This window comes from Vibrio sp. R10-SG-ISO4 (assembly GCF_059834135.1).
This window is the reverse complement of record NZ_JCBDHJ010000002.1, coordinates 24,155-42,502: the sequence shown is the minus strand read 5'-3', so window position 1 is coordinate 42,502 and position 18,348 is coordinate 24,155. Positions and strand designations below refer to the sequence as shown.

Sequence of the window (18,348 nt, the reverse complement as noted above, 5' to 3'; positions counted from 1 at the left end):
TTAACCTCGCCCAACGGGCGGGTCTAATCCTTAACAAATAACGCCATTGATTCTAAATGGCTGGTATGGGGGAACATATCCAACATCGCGAGTTTTTCTAATTGGTAGCCCTGCTCGAGAAGGCTTTGCGAATCCCTTGCTAGGGTAGCAGGATTGCAAGAAACATAAACGACACGAGTCGCACCCAAGGCAGAAAGTTGTTCTACGATACCACTCGCGCCCGCTCGTGCTGGGTCGAGCAACACTTTATCGAACTTTTCGCCCGCCCAGGCGTTATTTGCGATGGGCAGCTCCAAATTCGCTTGGAAAAACTCGACATTGGAGAGTTGATTAAGCGCCGCATTGTTCGCCGCTTTCTCAACCATCGCCTCCACACCTTCAACACCAACCACATGCGCAACCTGCTTAGCGATTGGCAAGCTAAAGTTGCCTAGACCGCAAAACAGATCCAACACACGATCGCTGTCGCTCAACGTTAGCCACGCCATTGCCTGTTGGACCATTTGCGCGTTGACCTTCTGATTGACCTGAATAAAGTTATTTGGTTCAAACGCAATAGTCACGCCTGCTTCTTGGTAGACCCCTGCCTCGCCCTTCACCAACTTCAACTGATGACTTTCCGGCATCAGGTAAAGCGTGATGTGGTGAGTGGTCGCAAAGGCGATCAACGCCGCCTCTTCACTCTCGGCCAGCGGCTTGAGATGTCTTACAACCAGAATATTGACGTTGTCTCCCTTCACCAACTCCACATGGCCAAGGTGCTCTGGCTGACTGAACTCCGACAACAAGGCATACAGCGGCGCCATTAACGCGCTCAGCTCTGGCGTCAATACTGGGCAATCGGTCAGTGTGATGATCTCTTGGCTCTGTTTTTTACGAAAACCAAACTGTAACTGACGCTGCTTTTTATCCCACTTGATACTGATGCGCGCGCGGCGGCGATAGCCTTGCTCATCCCCAGAAATCAGCGCTGAGAGCGCTGCATCCTGTCCGCTGAATTTGCGCATCAACTGCGCCAAGGTGCGCGATTTATGCGCTTGTTGATCGGCGTTAGAGAGGTGCTGCATGTTACAGCCGCCACACATGTCATAATGCGGGCAAAATGGCGCAATACGCTCTGGGCTAGGCGTGAGAACTTTGATCAATTTGGCACGCGCGTACTTGGCTTTGCTTTCCGTCAGTTGAATCAATACCTCTTCTTTAGGCAGAGCGCCTTCAATAAAAATCGGCTTTTTATTTTGGTATGCCATGCCCGCACCGTGGTGATCGAGTTTCTCGACCAGAACAGATTGATGCTTAGTATTGAGTTGAGTTTTCTTTTTAGGTTGGAAGAAACGCGCCATGTGCCGTGCCTATTTCGCAGTCAACAGACTGTATTTGCTCTAATTACAGTGTCGATTCCCGCTTTTACAGCAGAATCATTGTGTGAGCCGACCGAGTTGATTATGCTTAAACCTTCGGCGGCTTCTATTTATGGAAGTTATTTTCCCATATCCACACCACGATGTTTAGACAATAATGACCAGATATGGCTTACGCGCCCGCGTTATTTCTCTTACTCTCGCCCCCACATTGATCATCGGGCTTCTACTGACCGCCTTCTTTTCCTTTAATCGCTATCACGATTTGGAAACTCAGGTCATCAATTCAGGTTTAAATATCGTTGAGCCTTTGGCGATTGCCAGTGAAGATGGGCTTCGCAACAACAGCCGCGAAGCCGTCAGGCGTATCATCAGCTTTGCGCATCGTAAGAACTCGAAATTTGTCCGCAGTATTGCCGTGTTTGATTACAAGCACGATCTGTTCGTGACCTCGAACTTTCACCCAAACTTCGAGTCGCTGACCTTTCCAAAACAAGAGCCCATCCCGCTGCTACTCACCTCTGATTTGCGCGACAACACCTTAATTCTTCGCGCGCCCGTTATCTCTGAGGCGGGCTTAACCGCCACACTCGAAGGGCAAAGTACCACACCAGCACTCGGCTATGTCTCGATTGAGCTCGATCTCTCTTCGCTGCGCTTGCAGCAGTATCAAGAGATTTTTGCCGCTGCGTTAGTGTTGCTCGTCGGACTCGGCCTATCCGCCGTCTTCGCCTACCGCTTGATGTACGACGTGACCCGTCCGATCTCTCACATGAAAAACATGGTGGATCGCATTCGTCGTGGGCATTTGGATGTGCGTATCGAAGGCAAAATGCACGGCGAGCTCGACTCGTTGAAAAACGGCATCAACGCAATGGCGGTCTCGCTGTCGGAATACCATGTGGAAATGCAGCACAGCATCGACCAAGCCACTTCCGATCTGCGCGAAACCCTTGAGCAGCTTGAGATCCAAAACGTCGAGCTCGATATTGCGAAAAAACGCGCTCAAGAAGCGGCGCGAGTGAAATCCGAGTTTCTGGCAAACATGTCACACGAGTTAAGAACGCCGCTAAATGGTGTGATCGGTTTTACTCGCCAGATGTTGAAAACCAAACTCACCAACAGCCAAACCGATTACTTGCAGACCATCGAGCGTTCCGCCAACAACTTGCTCAACATCATCAATGACATCCTCGATTTCTCGAAACTTGAAGCGGGTAAGCTGGCGCTGGAGAATATTCCTTTTGAGTTCCAAGAGTCGCTGGAAGAGGTGGTCAGCCTACAAGCCACCAGCGCCCATGAGAAAGGGCTAGAGTTGACGCTCAAAGTGGATCCGAAAATTCCGGCGGGTCTCGCTGGCGATCCGCTGCGCATCCAACAAGTGTTGACCAACCTGGTGGGCAACTCCATCAAGTTTACTGAGCGTGGCAACATCGATATCAGCGTCGAACTTCGCTCACAGCGCGATGACGTGGTCGAGTTGCAATTTATGGTGCGTGATACGGGAATCGGTATCTCAGAGCGTCAACAAGCGCAGCTTTTCCAAGCCTTTAGTCAAGCAGACGCCAGCATCTCGCGCCGCTATGGTGGCACCGGGCTTGGGCTAGTCATCACGCAGAAACTCGTCAGTCAAATGGGCGGTGAAATCAGCCTAACCAGTCGCTTGCACCAAGGCTCTACCTTCTGGTTTACCCTGAGGTTGCATGTCACCGATATGCCGGTGAGCGATCTCATCGAAGCGCAAACCCTAGCGCAGCGCCAGTTGCTGCTAATCGAACCTAATATGCAAGCGGCCTCGATCGTACAAAACATGTTGACTCGCGAGGGCTTGTCGGTCACTTACCGCTCGTCGATGCCTGAAGAAGCCGCCAGCTATGATTACGTACTGCTCAATCTGGCTCCGAGCCAAGATAACACCGTTAGCGAAGTGGAAAGCTTGGTGGAACGCGCCATGGCCTACGCGCCGCACGTTGTCCTCGGCATGCCAAGTACCGCCCTTGCTTTGTCTGATCACTTGATTCAAAAGTATCAAGTTCACTGCATCACCAAACCATTGTCACGCCGTAAGCTTCTACAGACGTTAGCCGCGAACCAAGAGGCGCTACCTATACTGGAGCCCAATACGCCTGTCAGCACCGATAAATTGCCACTGACGGTGATGGCGGTGGATGATAATCCCGCGAACTTGAAACTCATCACCGCCCTACTCAAAGAGCGCGTTGAGCGAGTGATCACCTGTAGCAATGGCGAAGACGCCGTCGTGCAGGCGGAACATCAGCATTTTGATATGATCCTTATGGACATTCAAATGCCGAAAATGGATGGGGTTACCGCCTCCAAAGCGATTAAAAAACTGCCGCTCAATGAGCAGACTCCGGTGATCGCTGTCACCGCTCATGCCATGCTAGGCGAGCGCGACCGCCTACTCAAAGCCGGCATGGATGACTACCTCACCAAACCAATAGAAGAGCATGTATTGCAGCAGGTGTTGATGCACTGGAACCCCAATGCCACTGTGCAAGAGTTGGAAAAGCTCGATCTTTCAGTCCACACAACACCGGATGTGCAGAGCACACCGTCCACGAGTGATAGCCAAATCGTCATTGACTGGCCCGCCGCGCTGAAGCAATCCGCCAACAAAGCCTCGCTTGCCAAAGAGATGTTGCAAATGCTGGTCGACTACATTCCCGAGGTCAATTCGGTTGTCGAACAGGCGCTCACGGGGGATGGGGATGAAGAAGGTCGAGAGAATCTGATTCATCATGTCCACAAACTGCATGGCAGCAGTTCATATTGCGGTGTACCACGTCTTAAGTCGATTTGCGCGACACTAGAGAAAGCGCTGCGCTCAGACGCGAGTATTGAAGAGGTGGAGCCGGAGCTGTTTGAGTTGCAAGATGAGATGGAAAAAGTGACCGAGGCGTCGGCCCACTACCTAGCACTTAATTAGGTCTCGGCCTGACATCAGGCCGATTCGTAAATCACCGTCGCCATCGCATAGTGGCGCTCATCAGAGATCGACAGGTGGACATGCGCCACCTGCTTTTGATTCGCCAATGCTAAAGCTTTATTGGCCAGCGTTAGGACAGGCGCACCGAGTTCGTCATTGCTGATGGTAAAGTCTTGAAAGGTCACGCCGAGCGCGATTCCCGTTCCCAATGCTTTTGACGCGGCTTCTTTCGCAGCGAAGCGTTTGGCGAGAAAACGCGCCTTCTGTTTAATGGCATGAAACGTATCGAGCTCAGGCGGCGTTAAGATTCGCTGGGCAAACGCATCACCACTGCGAGCGAGGGCTTTTTCCACTCGCTCGATTTCCGCAATGTCTGTGCCTAATCCTACGATCGCCATAGTGACTACTTTCTAGCTTCGACCATAATGGCCTTCATGTCAGCCACGGCTTTTGCCAAACCGTCAAAGGCCGCGCGGCCGATAATAGAGTGACCGATGTTCAACTCGTACATTTCTGGAATGGCCGCAATCGGAGCCACGTTGTGATAGGTGAGACCATGCCCGGCATTCACGGTAATGCCGAGATCGGCGGCGTAGCTGGCGCCTGCGGCGATCTTTTTCAGTTCGTCTTGTTGGTCTGCATCATTGGTTGCATCGGCATAGTGGCCGGTGTGCAGTTCAATGTAGGGTGCACCACACGCTTTTGCGGCGTCGATTTGCTGGCGATCGGCATCAATGAACAGAGAGACTTTAATGCCGGCGTCGGTGAGTTTTTGGGTCGCCGCTTTGATTTTCTCAAGTTGCCCCACCACATCCAGACCACCTTCTGTGGTCAGCTCTTCGCGTTTCTCTGGCACCAAGCAGACATACTCTGGCTGGGTTTGCAGCGCAATCTCGACCATTTCATCGGTAACGGCCATTTCCAGATTCATTCGCGTTTGAATCGTTTCACGTAAGATACGAACATCACGATCGTTGATGTGACGGCGATCTTCGCGTAGGTGGATGGTGATCCCATCTGCACCGGCGCGCTCAGCCACTTCTGCGGCATGGACAGGGTCTGGGTATTTTGTCCCGCGTGCGTTACGTAGAGTTGCGATGTGATCGATGTTCACGCCAAGGTAGATTGAGCTCATTATTCCATACTCCGTGCTCTGGGAACCCTTGCGATGAAAAGTTCCCTGCTTTTTAAAGGTTTGCCGCCAAGATACGGCTTTAAGGCCAGTCGTGTAAAGCGTTTTGCCGCTTTGAGTTGTTCTTTTGTGGTGAAGCGACGCTCGCTGATCGCGATCAGTTCATTGCCTAAAAACGTCAGGTTGTCGTTTCTCACTGAGGCAATGAATCCTTTCTGCTCGCGATAGCGATAGGTCATCTCCGGTGAGACTGGCTCGCCACTGCCCGCACAGTGTAAAAAATCCACGCCATACCCCATCGCCGACAGCAGCGCCAACTCAAAGCGGCGCAAGGCAGGCTCTGGATTCTCGCTTTGCGCCAACTCCGTCAACGCCTGCAGGTAGTCATGAAACAGGGCGGGCATCGCCACTTCGGCCATTAACACTCGGCCAATCAACTCATTGACGTACATAGCAGAATAGAGATGAATACCAAAGAGAGGGAGACCTAAACTGACCGGCTCGGCTTGGCGCAGTGTTTTCATTGAACCTTTGCCTGACCATTTCAATAGCAGTGGTGTGAAGGGTTGCAGCGCCCCTTTGAGGTTAGAACGTTTGCTGCGCGCGCCTTTTGCCATCAAGGTGATGCGGCCATACTCTTCACTGAATACGTCAAGAATCAGGCTCGATTCACTGTAGGGTCGGCGATGAAGTACAAAGCAGCGTTGTAAACCTTCTGATGACATAGCCTTTGATCACAACAGACACGAGGTTGCGATCCTTCGTCAACCCTGTGAGGAGAGTGCTCTCTTAGCGAAGCGCTAAGAGAGCCAACGGTTAAAGATCGTCGATGTAACCGAGAGAGCGTAGGGCACGCTCGTCATCCGCCCAACCCGATTTCACTTTGACCCACGTTTCTAAGTAGACCTTACGGCCAAACAGTTCTTCCATATCAAGGCGCGCTTCGCGACCAATCGTCTTGATTTTCTCGCCGCCTTTGCCGATGACCATTTTTTTCTGGCCACTGCGCTCCACCAAGATCAGTGCGTTGATGTGGAAACCGTCGGTGTCTGGATTGTAATCGAAACGCTCGATTTCCACCGTCACCGAATAAGGCAACTCTTCGCCAGTAAAGCGCATCAACTTTTCACGCACAATTTCAGACGCCATAAAGCGCTGAGAGCGGTCAGTCACATACTCTTCAGGGAAGTGATGGGCCGCTTTAGGTAAGTGTTCACGGACATGCTTGCGCAGCACATCAATGTTTTTACCGTGTTTGGCCGAAATCGGTACCACATCGACGAATTCCATCTTCTTCGACAGATCCATCATGTGCAGCATCACTTCGTTGCGGTCTTGAACGTTGTCGACTTTGTTGACACAAAGCACAACAGGGAAGTTCGACTTCTGCAACTTGGTGAGCACCATCTCATCGTCTTTGGTCCAGTGGGTGCCATCAACGAGGAAAAACACCAGATTGACATCACTCAATGAAGAGTTGGCCGCGCGGTTCATCAAACGGTTGATGGCGCGTTTCTCTTCAATGTGTAGCCCTGGGGTATCGACATAAATCGCTTGGTAATCCCCTTCTGTGTCCACACCCATGATACGGTGGCGCGTGGTCTGAGGTTTACGTGAAGTTATCGAAATTTTTTGACCTAGAATGCGATTCAGCAGTGTCGATTTGCCAACATTCGGTCGGCCAACAATGGCAATAAAACCACAGTGTTGGCTCTCTGGCGACGCGGTTTCACCACTTGATGAAAAGAACGCATCGATATCAAATTCGTTGTTGTCGGTTGAGTCAGTCATTGTTAAGTTGCTCTAGCGCTAATTCCGCAGCCGCTTGTTCTGCCTTGCGGCGGCTGGTGCCTTTGCCAATGACAGGATCTCCGATGCCTGCCACTTCACACGAAACCGTAAATTGCTGGTTGTGTGCTTCACCTTTAATAGTAGTCACTGTATAGACAGGAAGCGGTTTTCTTCGCCCTTGCAGAAATTCTTGCAAACGCGTCTTGGGATCTTTTTGCGATACCCCCGGCTTAATGGCATCCAAACGACTCTGGTACCAGCTGAGTATAATTCTACGGACCACTTCAATATCGCTATCCAAGTATATCGCCCCAATGATCGCCTCTACGGCATCGGCAAGAATGGAATCACGACGGAAACCGCCACTTTTTAACTCACCTGGACCTAATTTTAAGTGATCTCCGAGTTCGAATTCTCGACCCAGTTCCGCTAGCGTATTGCCACGCACTAAGGTCGCACGCATACGGCTCATGTCCCCTTCGTTCACTTTAGGGAAGCGGTGATAAAGATCGTCAGCAATGACAAAACTTAAAATTGAATCGCCCAGAAACTCAAGACGCTCATTGTGTTTTCCATTTGCGCTGCGGTGTGTCAGCGCAAGTTGGAGTAACTCGGCATCGTTGAACGGATAGCCGAGTCTGTTTTCTAGATTAGTGATTGGAGAATTCATGCTCTCTCGATAGTTTGTGCTTTAAACAAGCTAGTTAATGCCACCAATGCGGTTAAAACGCACACCAGTTGGAATCCAAGTCGGCAAGACACTGTCTGCACCACGATCAAACTCAAAACTGATCCAAATTGCAACGGCCTTGCCAACGAGGTTGGCCTCTGGAACAAAGCCCCAGTAGCGGCTGTCAGCACTGTTGTCACGGTTATCACCCATGACAAAATAGTGCCCTTGCGGTACGACCCACTCGTTCACACCACTGCGTGGCTGATACGCCGACACGCGATCACGACGAAGAGGGTTAACCAAAATTTGATGCTCCACTTCACCCAACTCTTCATTCAGTTGGATAAGTGGTACGCCGTCTTGAATAAACGGACTCTCTACCACATTCGATAATCCCACTTGGCGGCAAGTGCTCTCACCTTGTGGCTGAATGCAGATCTCTTTTTTGCTGCTGTAACGCACGGTATCACCCGGAAGGCCGACCACGCGTTTGATGTAATCGATGCTCGGTTGTGGTGGATACTTAAAGACGACCGTATCACCGCGCTCCGGTTTGCCTGTTTCCACCAGTTGTGTACGCCAAACGGGATCTTTGAGTCCATAAGCGTATTTCTCAACCAGGATAAAGTCGCCGACTAATAGCGTTGGCATCATGGAGCCTGATGGAATCTGAAACGGCTCATAAATGAACGAGCGCAGCACCAACACAATCGCAATCACGGGGAAGATGGAGACACTGTTCTCGATCCACCAAGGCTGCTTTTTCACTTTGGCTAACGTCGCGTCATCCAAACCTGTGGTTTGTGCTTCGATATCCATCACTTGGCGTTGACGCTGCTTAGCAAAAACCAGCTTCTCCAGTAGCCAAACAATACCTGTCACCAAAGTGACGATGACTAGGATGAGTGAAAATGTGTTCGCCATTGACTTCCCTTATCTCAAAAATACGAAAGTGAAAGGGTAACCCCTTTCACTCAAAACGTTGGCGCCAAAGCAAGTCAACATCGCCGACCCACTAGCGCGCTCAATCTTTACCGGTGGGCAAACTTAATCTTTGCCTACGTGCAGAATAGCAAGGAACGCTTCTTGTGGCAGCTCGACGTTACCGATCTGCTTCATACGCTTCTTACCCTCTTTTTGCTTCTTCAGTAGTTTCTTCTTACGACTCACGTCACCACCGTAACACTTAGCGATAACGTTTTTACGCAACTGCTTCACCGTAGAACGAGCGATGATGTGGTTACCGATCGCCGCTTGAATCGCAATATCAAACATCTGACGTGGAATGAACTCTTTCATTTTTTCCACCAGCTGACGGCCGCGAGTTTGCGATTGATCTTTGTGCGTGATTAGCGCCAGCGCGTCGACTTTATCACCGTTGAGCAGTACATCCACACGTACCATGTTAGACGCTTCAAAGCGTTGGAAGTTGTAATCCAGAGAAGCGTAACCACGTGAGGTAGACTTCAAGCGGTCGAAGAAATCAAGCACCACCTCTGCCATCGGGATATCGTAAGTCACCGCCACTTGGTTGCCGTGGTACACCATATCCACTTGAACGCCGCGCTTTTCAACACACAAGGTAATCACGTTACCTAAGTAATCAGAAGGCACCAAAATATTACAACGTGCAATTGGCTCACGAATCTCTTCGATATCGTTGATCGCCGGCAGTTTTGCTGGGCTATCCACATAGATCAGCGTGTCGTCGGTCTTTTCCACTTCGTACACTACGGTTGGCGCAGTGGTGATAAGATCAAGATCGTATTCACGCTCTAGACGCTCTTGAATGATCTCCATGTGCAGCATGCCAAGGAAACCACAACGGAAGCCAAAGCCCAGTGCCGCCGAGTTTTCTGGCTCGTAGAACAAAGAGGCATCGTTCAAACTCAGTTTACCTAGCGCGTCACGGAAGTTTTCGTAATCGTCTGAGGAGACAGGGAAGAGACCCGCATACACCTGAGGTTTGACTTTCTTAAAGCCCGGTAGTGGTTTTTCACTGCCGTTTTTCGCCAACGTCAGCGTATCACCAACAGGCGCGCCCAAGATGTCTTTGATACCACACACAACCCAACCGACTTCGCCAGTGCGAAGAATGTCGGTATCGATTTGTTTTGGCGTGAAAATACCTAAACGATCCACCCCCCAAGTTTGACCTGTGCTCATCACTTTGATCTTGTCGTTCTTTTTCAATTGACCGTTCTTGATGCGCACCAAAGAGACGACACCTAAGTAGTTGTCAAACCAAGAGTCGATGATCAACGCTTGCAGAGGTGCATCGGGATCGCCTTCTGGCGCTGGAATCGCAGCAACGATGTTTTCCAGCACATCTTCGACACCTAGACCCGTCTTCGCTGAGCAGCGAGTAGCCTCCATAGCATCAATCCCGACGATCTCTTCGATCTCTTCGGCAACGCGCTCAGGATCAGCGGCAGGCAAGTCAATCTTGTTCAGAATAGGCACGACTTCCAGATCCATTTCGATCGCGGTGTAGCAGTTCGCTAGGGTTTGTGCTTCAACGCCTTGACCGGCATCCACCACCAACAGCGCACCTTCACAAGCCGCCAAAGAACGCGACACCTCGTAGGCAAAGTCAACGTGCCCTGGAGTGTCGATAAAGTTGAGCTGATAAGTTTCACCGTCTTTAGCGGTGTAGTTCAGTGTCACACTCTGCGATTTGATGGTGATACCACGCTCACGCTCCAGATCCATTGAGTCGAGAACCTGAGCGGCCATTTCACGGTCGCTTAAACCACCACAAACTTGGATTAAACGGTCTGATAGGGTCGACTTACCGTGGTCGATATGGGCAATGATCGAAAAGTTACGAATGTGCTTCATGATTTGGTGTGACTAAACTCTTTCAAATAGGGACGAAATACCAATCGAAATAACCCTCTGCTGAGCAGTTCAGTTCAGAGAGTTATCCAGATTGGTATGAGAAAGCCGTCATATGACGGCATTTCAAACAAGTTGGCAGATTCTACCCAATTTCTAAGCGCTACGCACTAGCTAATTGGCTCACCCAGAATCCGTATCAAAGTGACTTGTTGCGACGACTGTCGCTCAAGATGAGAGGCGAACGTCTTGGCAAAGAGGATACCCGCTGCCGTTGCCAGTGCGGAGCACAAAATGACGACGCCCTCGCCAAGGTCAAACCAAGGCGCGATGAGAGCGGAGCCAAGCCAAGCCCCCAGGATCAAACCAAACAATGGTAGCAGATAGACTAGCGCGGCCGACTGCAACACCCGTTTCTCAGGCAGGCCAATTTCCACCACCTGTCCTTCACGTACCGCTTGCTTGGTCTCTAAGTGCCAGTAGAGTGATTTATTGCCAACCGCTTTCGACACAATCCCTGTGCCGCAGCTTTTTTGCGACGAGCAACTGCTGCAACTGGTCTGCTGCTCACAGCTCAGCTCCACGTGAAATCCGCCATGGTGCGCCTTGACCGAGGAGACGGTCGCCAGTGCCGTCATCATTGGTTGTGCCTTGAAGCATCAATCGTGACGGACTGAGCGATGCGTTTTGCCGTCGCAGGAGGAATATCGCCAATCACAGAGATTTCCGCTGAACCACTAACAAAGCTGTGCAACGTTCTTCGACCTTGACGAACAAGTTGCCCTTTTAGTGACAAGTTGTCACTGTCGGAGACATAAATCGAGAAACTGAACAGACCGTCGCTGTACATTTGACTCTCCACCATGCGCTCAGTGTTCGCCATACGATAACGGTTGAGCTCTTTGGGCTCAAAGCCGTTTGGAATCCAGTCTGCATGCCAATTAGGATTGTCTAAACTGCCTTTGGGCAGTGAGAGGACCTCTGGCAATTTCACCTCATTCAAACCACTTAAAATCGTGCCGATATGGTCGTTGACGCTATAGGAAATGGTGCGATATTGCTCTAACACTTCGCCATCACGATCCACCAGATCCGCTCTTAGAGGCAAATGCGTTTTCTCATCGACCCACAGCACGTAGGAGTAACGCAATCCGTCTTTGGGTACCACACGCAGCACTTGGCACGCCGTACCAGCCTCGCGAGCTCGGCCCACTTGGACGAAGTCGTAGAATTGGCTTAATTCATCAACGTCGGCATTAAGCAAAGGGATGGTGGGGGCGACAATTTCACCCGACTCAATCGTAAACGGTTCGACACCAGGCTCAATGTAGCTGACTTCATTGCCACGGCGAATCACTTCACGGATAGGCCCACTGAGATAGACAAGGTGGGCAAGTTGTTGGTCGTCCGCTCGCGCGTGACGGTACAGCAAAGGCTCAATACTGTTTTTCTTGATCAGGATGTAAGAAAGCTCGTAATTGAGGTGCTGGCTGGCATCGTTCATTTGATCCAACAACGCCTTCGCAGCGTCATCGGCTGCAAAGGCGATTGGTGTATTCAAACTGAACAGTGCCAGCGCACTGATCAGGATTTTTCTCATTCAACTACCATTTCTGGGTGGTCATTCATCTGCTCTGTTTTACTGTTCAGACGCAACTGAAGTTCATAATCTTGCAACATAGCGTTTATGCGACGGCGTTGCTCTTGCACATCGACTTGACTCGCCGTACTGGATTGCGGCTCAACCGACGAACGCGTCAAGCTGACCGGCTCTGCACTGCCCGCAAACGGAATGGTTTGCAAAACAGGTAACTGGTCTGATTCTGGCGCAGCGGCGTCAGACCCACCGTATTGCTGAACGCCTAAAATAACGGCCAGCGATACGCAAGCCGCGACCGCGACTTGGCCAAACTGATTGAGCCATGCAGGCAACTGACGACGGGCTTGAGCAGGCGTCGGCTGCGACTCTACCGCAGTCTCGTTGATCTCTCGCACTGACGTATCTTGCAGAGTCGAATGCGCAGGCTCAGACTCCAAAGCCAAAGCGACGCTGTCTGCGATATTCCATTCAGGCTTTTGCGGCGCATCGCCACGCATGACATCACCAATGAGATGGTAATGCTTCCAAGCTTGTTGGCTGGACGCATCTTGCTCGAGCTCTGCAATCAGACCTTTGTCCACCAACTCTCCATCCATGAGCGCTGAAAGTTTCTCTTTGTCAGCCATTATCATTCACCATTAATCCTATCTATCAGGCATTAGGGTTGTCATTTACCTATCATTGACGTTGCATTAGCGGTTGGATTTTCTTCTCCACCGCCTCTCGAGCACGGAATATTCTCGAACGTACGGTTCCTACTGGGCAATCCATAACCGCAGCAATCTCTTCATAGCTCAAGCCATCTAGCTCACGCAACGTCATCGCGGTTTTTAAATCATCAGGCAGTGCTTCAATCGCACTGAAAACAACGTGTTTCAATTCATTGGACAACGTTAAATTCTCAGGGTTCGATATTTCTTTCAGCGCACTACCGTTTTCGTAATATTCAGCTTCTTCAGTATCCACATCTTGCGCGGGTGGTCTGCGACCTTGGGCAACAATATGGTTTTTCGCAGTATTAACGGCTATTCGATACAACCAAGTGTAAAACGCGCTCTCGCCTCGAAAACTTGGGATGGCTCGATACGCCTTAATAAATGCTTCTTGTGCTACATCCGGGACATCCCCTGGGTTATTGATGTAGCGGGAGATAAGGTTACAGACTTTGTTTTGATAGCGAATCACCAACAGGTTGAACGCTTGCTTATCTCCATTCTGAACTCGCTCAATTAATACTTGATCGGTCAGCTGCTCGTTCATTCGAGCGGGTACTCCTATTGTTATCGACTCTTATCCTCTCAGATATGAGCATTAATTATGCAAAATGTAGTATTGACACCACTGCTTACTTGAGCACTATTGTGACCTAGTAATAAAAATAAAGTTCAAAACAAATTTCACTATTTTTTGAGAAGTGATGCCCTTGCCACGAAGACGATTTGATTGTGCGCAGTGCCAAGGGGAAAAGCAATGTAATTTACGAAGAATTGCACCACTGGCGGTGCTATGATAGCAAGCCAGAGCAAGCTTTTATTGCAATTCATGGCTACCCGTACGCGACAGCTGACCGTGGAGGATGGATTTTGTCGGGTACAAATTAACTCGGGAACGTAACAGTTTTATGAACACAAACCGTGAACATCAATGTGATGTGTTAGTGGTGGGCAGCGGCGCTGCGGGTCTTTCATTGGCGCTTAGAGTGGCGGAGCATGGCAAGGTCATTGTATTGAGCAAAGGACCGCGTAGTGAAGGCGCGACTTACTATGCACAAGGAGGCATTGCCGCCGTTTTCGACGAATCAGACAGTATTGAATCCCATGTCCAAGACACCCTCATCGCTGGTGCAGGATTGTGCGAAGAGGAAAGCGTCAAATTTATCGCCGAAAATGCAAAAAAATGCGTACAGTGGTTGATTGATGGTGGTGTACCCTTCGACAAAGAAGATGACGACGGCAATGGCGAATCGCCTCGCTACCATCTCACGCGAGAAGGCGGCCACAGCCACCGACGTATTTTGCACGCTGCCGATGCGACGGGCATGGCAATGCAAACGTCGCTGCAAGACAACGCTCACAACCACCCAAACATCACGGTGCTCGAACGCCATAACGCGCTCGACCTCATTACAGAAGATAAAATAGGCGGTGATAAAGACAAAGTCATCGGCGCCTATATTTGGAACCGTAACCAAGAACACGTCGAAACCGTGCGCGCAAAGTTTGTGGTGTTAGCCACCGGCGGCGCCTCTAAAGTCTACCAATACACCTCAAACCCTGACGTCTCATCCGGTGACGGTATCGCAATGGCGTGGCGTGCAGGCTGCCGAGTGGCGAACTTAGAGTTCAACCAATTCCACCCAACCTGTCTCTATCATCCAGAGGCGCGAAACTTCTTGCTCACTGAAGCACTGCGTGGTGAAGGTGCGTACTTGCGCCGCCCCGATGGTTCCCGCTTTATGCCCGATTTCGATGAGCGAGAAGAGCTGGCCCCTCGAGATGTGGTGGCTCGCGCTATCGACTTCGAGATGAAACGCCTAGGTGCCGATTGCATGTATCTCGACATTAGCCACAAACCGGCAGACTTTATCGAAAAGCATTTCCCAACCATCAATATGCGTTTGCTCGATCTTGGCATTGATATGACCAAAGAGCCGATTCCTGTCGTTCCGGCTGCTCACTACACTTGTGGTGGCGTGATGGTCGACTTCAATGGTCAAACCGATTTGGCGCAGCTTTATGCGATCGGTGAAGTGAGTTACACCGGCTTGCATGGTGCCAACCGCATGGCCTCGAACTCTCTGCTCGAGTGTGTGGTGTATGCATGGTCTGCCTCACAAGACATCATTGAGAAACTGCCATCGGCGACACTGGCCTCGAACTTACCGGCTTGGGATGAAAGCCAAGTCAGCTGCTCAGACGAAGAGGTGGTGATCCAACATAACTGGCATGAACTGCGCCTGTTCATGTGGGATTACATGGGCATTGTCCGTACCGACAAACGCTTAGAGCGCGCCATGCGCCGTATCCAACTGCTTCAGCAAGAGACACATGAGTACTACAGCAACTTTAAAGTCTCGAATAACCTGTTGGAATTGCGAAATCTACTCCAAGTGGCTGAGTTAATGGTGCGCTGTGCCATGCAACGTAAAGAGAGTCGCGGCTTGCATTACACCCTCGACTACCCTGAACTGGCCAAAGACAGCGGCCCGACCATTCTCGTGCCAGATAGACGTCAGTCGATCAAAAATTAACACTAGGGAGCGCGCTGCTCCCTTTTTGTTTGCTGCAACTTGGTTTGACGCAACGCCACCAGCAAATGTCGATAGTGCTCATCGGGCAGGCTGTCTCGCCACAACAACACACGCTTACCGTCACTACGCGTCAAACACAGCGCCCACGCAGACAAAGCGGTGGAGACCGCTTTGATCCCAAACTGTCGACCTTGGTAGTGATAGCAAAAATAAGCATCAAATGTGATAGCCCCCTTTAGAGACTCCTGGAGCATCCCGTCTGAGTTGGCCCATCGAAACAGAGGCAACAACACAATAGGCGTCACAACTAAAGGTAAGGCGCTTGTGATGAGCAGACAGCAAGTCAACATCGATACAATGACGTTGACTTGAGCGGCCATAAAAGAAGGATGAGCGTAAACGCTCATGGATGAAGGGGAGTTAACGTACCTTACTGAGGTTATGGGCGACAATTTTGTCCACCATTGCTGCATGACCTAAGTTTTCACTGCGACCATGTCCCATTATCCAGGTAAACAAGTCTGGATCATCACACTCCAGCAGTGACACAAAATCACGCTGTTCGTTTTCTTGTAGGCTATCAAAGCACTCTTCGAAAAACGGCATGATGACCACATCCAGCTCCAACATTCCTCGGCGACATCCCCATTTGATACGCGCTTTCTCTTCCGCGGTGTACATTCTATTTATTCCTCACCTTGTCGGTTGTTTTCGCCGAGTGTAACAAGCAAAGCACTTTGCAACTACTAACTCAGTCACAGTCCGAACGCTTGCTGTTGAAGACAAAGGTTGTTTCAGGGCGCAGAGGGGCATTATGATAGCCCAATTAAGTCACCTTCATTACTCATTAGGTAGTCAACTATGGACTGGAACACGACATTTTCGCCACTCCCACTCTCTTCGCAAGACGCTCTTCCTTCGCTTGCCATAGCCCCACTGGAGTCTTGGGCGCTGATTCAGGCAACCGGCCAAGACAGTAAGTCTTACCTGCAAGGGCAGTTGACCTGTGACGTCGTGACTCTGGCGCAAGATGAAGTTCGCCTCGGCGCCCATTGCGATGCGAAAGGTAAGGTATGGAGTGCGTTTCATCTCTTTCATCACCAACAAGGTTATGGGATGTTTCAGCCTAAGGCTTTAGTTGAGAAAGAGATCGCCGAGCTAAAAAAATACGCCATTTTTTCCAAAGTGGAATTCAGTGAAAGTCCGCTAACACTCCTCGGCGTGATGGGCAGTGCAGCCGATGCATTTATTGATACTTTGACTCAAGAGCGCGGTGATGTGCGTTCGCTACGCGAAGGCAGCGCGGTACGTATCGGTCAGCAGCGCTGGGTTGTGATCACCAATGAAGAGACGGTATTTCAAATCGTCGATGCCTTTGAAGGGCAAAAGAGCGATGAGTCACTGTGGCGCCTGTACGACATTCAGTCAGCCAGCCCTAGCCTTACTCAAACACAGCAAAATGAGCACATTCCTCAAGCGCTGAACCTTCAAGCGCTCGGCGGGATTAGTTTCACAAAAGGCTGCTACACCGGACAAGAAACCGTAGCACGAGCGAAATACCGTGGCATCAACAAGCGAGCCCTGTTTATTTTAAAAGGCCAGTGCGATGCAGTGCTGGAAGAAAACGCGGAACTTGAGCGTGCGGTCGGTGACAACTGGCGCAGTGCGGGCCATGTATTGGCGAGCTACCAATACACCGATGGCGTGTGCCTCGCGTTAGCGGTGCTGCCAAATAATCTAGATGCAGATACGCCCTTTCGTTTCAAGCACCTTGAGCACTCTCGTCTGACGTTTGCACCGTTGCCATACTCACTTGACGAGGCGTAAGCGTATCCGTACTCAAGTCACGCAATTTCTAGAGCAGCAGCAGGTGCCCTATCGCTTGCTGCCTCACGAGAGCGAAGCGATCACAATTGAAGAGGCAGCACGGCAACGTGGCGTGCGCCCAGCCCAAATGGTTAAGTCTATTTTGCTGCGTGATATGAGCGATCGCTACGCCTTGGCGTGTGCCCCTGGGCACTGCCGCGTTGACCCGAAAAAAGTGAGAGCGCAGCTCAATTGGCGCCGCATGACTTGCGTTCCGATAGACGAAGTCCCCACTATCACCGGCTACCCTATCGGAGCTGTTGTGCCTTTACTACTCGCTCAAGAAATGCCGATCCTGTTCGATGCTCACATTCTTAATGAACCCATTGTCACCATTAGTAGTGGTTCTCCCTTTGCGGGTATCGCTCTTCAGTGCGACGACCTGCTTAAGCTTTGCCAACCCTTGGTATCAGATATCATTCATACATGATACACAGCTCTCACTTTCAGAAATTGTGTGATAAAGATCGCAATTAGCAATCACTAATTAAAAATTTTTATTCATTTTTAAAGCATATATAGTCACCAGAAATAAAATACAGTATCCTGCTCGCGTTGGTTTAAGAATCGAGCGAATTAAGATGTATTGCTTGGCACTGCGATTTTATTCACCTAGTGTAAAGCGCGTAGTGTAATCCTTCTCCAACAAAAAAGTGAATCCACTGATTGTTTCAGGACATCCACTTTTTGTGTAATGCATCTGTGACTATTCGCCCGCCTTGTGCGGGCATTTTTTCTGGCAATTAACAATTTTCTAACACCTTCCTATTAGTTTGGGCTATTCTTATTTCTGTCATATTGCTCTGGCTTAATTGCCGGCGTTGAGAAACCCCAAACCGAACAGTATCGATAGAACATAAATGAGGTAACAATCACACCAATTTGGA

General features: G+C 50.3%; 18 protein-coding genes. 4 read left to right on the top strand and 14 right to left on the bottom strand.

Going from position 1 to position 18,348, the window contains the following annotated elements:
• Window positions 1–23 precede the first annotated feature (23 nt).
• Window positions 24–1,343 carry a 23S rRNA (uracil(1939)-C(5))-methyltransferase RlmD gene (rlmD, locus tag AC6R03_RS01185; protein ID WP_500631810.1) on the bottom strand — a complete coding sequence of 440 codons (1,320 nt, stop codon included), beginning with the start codon at window positions 1,341–1,343 and terminating at the stop codon, window positions 24–26.
• A 175-nt stretch (window positions 1,344–1,518) separates the two neighbouring features.
• Between rlmD and barA the strand changes: the two genes are divergently transcribed.
• Complete coding sequence (gene barA / locus AC6R03_RS01180) at window positions 1,519–4,311, top strand: two-component sensor histidine kinase BarA (protein ID WP_500631811.1); 2,793 nt, start codon at window positions 1,519–1,521, stop codon at window positions 4,309–4,311.
• 14 nt (window positions 4,312–4,325) lie between these two features.
• Here barA and acpS read toward each other — a convergent pair whose 3' ends face one another.
• The 11 genes from acpS to rpoE all read right to left on the bottom strand — a co-directional run bounded on the left by acpS (window position 4,326) and on the right by rpoE (window position 13,605).
• Window positions 4,326–4,709 (bottom strand): holo-ACP synthase, encoded by a 384-nt coding sequence (acpS, locus tag AC6R03_RS01175; protein WP_500626462.1) that lies wholly within the window; start codon window positions 4,707–4,709, stop codon window positions 4,326–4,328.
• A 5-nt stretch (window positions 4,710–4,714) separates the two neighbouring features.
• Window positions 4,715–5,446 carry a pyridoxine 5'-phosphate synthase gene (gene pdxJ / locus AC6R03_RS01170; protein WP_334554195.1) on the bottom strand — a complete coding sequence of 244 codons (732 nt, stop codon included), beginning with the start codon at window positions 5,444–5,446 and terminating at the stop codon, window positions 4,715–4,717.
• Entirely contained in the window at window positions 5,446–6,168 is a 723-nt protein-coding gene (gene recO / locus AC6R03_RS01165; RefSeq protein ID WP_500631812.1) for a DNA repair protein RecO, read from the bottom strand. Before recO ends, pdxJ begins: the two co-directional genes overlap by 1 nt.
• Window positions 6,169–6,259: 91 nt before the next feature.
• Window positions 6,260–7,234 (bottom strand): GTPase Era, encoded by a 975-nt coding sequence (era, locus tag AC6R03_RS01160; RefSeq protein WP_500631813.1) that lies wholly within the window; start codon window positions 7,232–7,234, stop codon window positions 6,260–6,262.
• Complete coding sequence (gene rnc, locus AC6R03_RS01155) at window positions 7,227–7,904, bottom strand: ribonuclease III (RefSeq protein ID WP_334554189.1); 678 nt, start codon at window positions 7,902–7,904, stop codon at window positions 7,227–7,229. Before rnc ends, era begins: the two co-directional genes overlap by 8 nt.
• 30 nt (window positions 7,905–7,934) lie before the next feature.
• The gene (gene lepB / locus AC6R03_RS01150) at window positions 7,935–8,831 is read right to left on the bottom strand and encodes a signal peptidase I (protein ID WP_500626461.1); all 897 of its coding nucleotides are present in this window, start codon (window positions 8,829–8,831) and stop codon (window positions 7,935–7,937) included.
• A 123-nt stretch (window positions 8,832–8,954) separates the two neighbouring features.
• Complete coding sequence (lepA, locus tag AC6R03_RS01145; protein WP_487901378.1) at window positions 8,955–10,748, bottom strand: translation elongation factor 4; 1,794 nt, start codon at window positions 10,746–10,748, stop codon at window positions 8,955–8,957.
• Window positions 10,749–10,915: 167 nt separating this feature from the next.
• A complete protein-coding gene (locus AC6R03_RS01140) occupies window positions 10,916–11,386 on the bottom strand; it encodes a SoxR reducing system RseC family protein (RefSeq protein WP_487901379.1) in 471 nt (156 codons plus the stop codon).
• Complete coding sequence (gene rseB / locus AC6R03_RS01135; protein ID WP_500631814.1) at window positions 11,383–12,345, bottom strand: sigma-E factor regulatory protein RseB; 963 nt, start codon at window positions 12,343–12,345, stop codon at window positions 11,383–11,385. Before rseB ends, AC6R03_RS01140 begins: the two co-directional genes overlap by 4 nt.
• Window positions 12,342–12,971 (bottom strand): RseA family anti-sigma factor, encoded by a 630-nt coding sequence (locus AC6R03_RS01130; RefSeq protein WP_487901381.1) that lies wholly within the window; start codon window positions 12,969–12,971, stop codon window positions 12,342–12,344. Before AC6R03_RS01130 ends, rseB begins: the two co-directional genes overlap by 4 nt.
• A 52-nt stretch (window positions 12,972–13,023) precedes the next feature.
• Window positions 13,024–13,605: an RNA polymerase sigma factor RpoE gene (gene rpoE / locus AC6R03_RS01125; protein WP_334554176.1), complete on the bottom strand. Its 582-nt coding sequence runs from the start codon at window positions 13,603–13,605 to the stop codon at window positions 13,024–13,026.
• A gap of 361 nt (window positions 13,606–13,966) precedes the next feature.
• On the opposite strand from rpoE, the gene nadB reads away from it, so the two are divergent.
• On the top strand, window positions 13,967–15,595 hold the full coding sequence (gene nadB, locus AC6R03_RS01120; RefSeq protein ID WP_334554174.1) for an L-aspartate oxidase: 1,629 nt from the start codon (window positions 13,967–13,969) through the stop codon (window positions 15,593–15,595).
• A 2-nt stretch (window positions 15,596–15,597) separates the two neighbouring features.
• Here nadB and AC6R03_RS01115 read toward each other — a convergent pair whose 3' ends face one another.
• Together AC6R03_RS01115 and AC6R03_RS01110 are read right to left on the bottom strand one after the other, a co-directional pair.
• Window positions 15,598–16,002 (bottom strand): protein YgfX, encoded by a 405-nt coding sequence (locus AC6R03_RS01115; protein WP_500633019.1) that lies wholly within the window; start codon window positions 16,000–16,002, stop codon window positions 15,598–15,600.
• Between the two features lie 13 nt (window positions 16,003–16,015).
• On the bottom strand, window positions 16,016–16,276 hold the full coding sequence (locus AC6R03_RS01110) for an FAD assembly factor SdhE (protein WP_334554172.1): 261 nt from the start codon (window positions 16,274–16,276) through the stop codon (window positions 16,016–16,018).
• Window positions 16,277–16,456: 180 nt separating this feature from the next.
• On the opposite strand from AC6R03_RS01110, the gene ygfZ reads away from it, so the two are divergent.
• Both ygfZ and AC6R03_RS01100 read left to right on the top strand, forming a co-directional pair.
• Window positions 16,457–17,422 (top strand): tRNA-modifying protein YgfZ, encoded by a 966-nt coding sequence (ygfZ, locus tag AC6R03_RS01105; RefSeq protein ID WP_500631816.1) that lies wholly within the window; start codon window positions 16,457–16,459, stop codon window positions 17,420–17,422.
• Window positions 17,409–17,891, top strand: a complete 483-nt coding sequence (locus AC6R03_RS01100) for an aminoacyl-tRNA deacylase (protein ID WP_500631817.1) — start codon at window positions 17,409–17,411, stop codon at window positions 17,889–17,891. Before ygfZ ends, AC6R03_RS01100 begins: the two co-directional genes overlap by 14 nt.
• The last annotated feature ends 457 nt before the right edge of the window (window positions 17,892–18,348 follow it).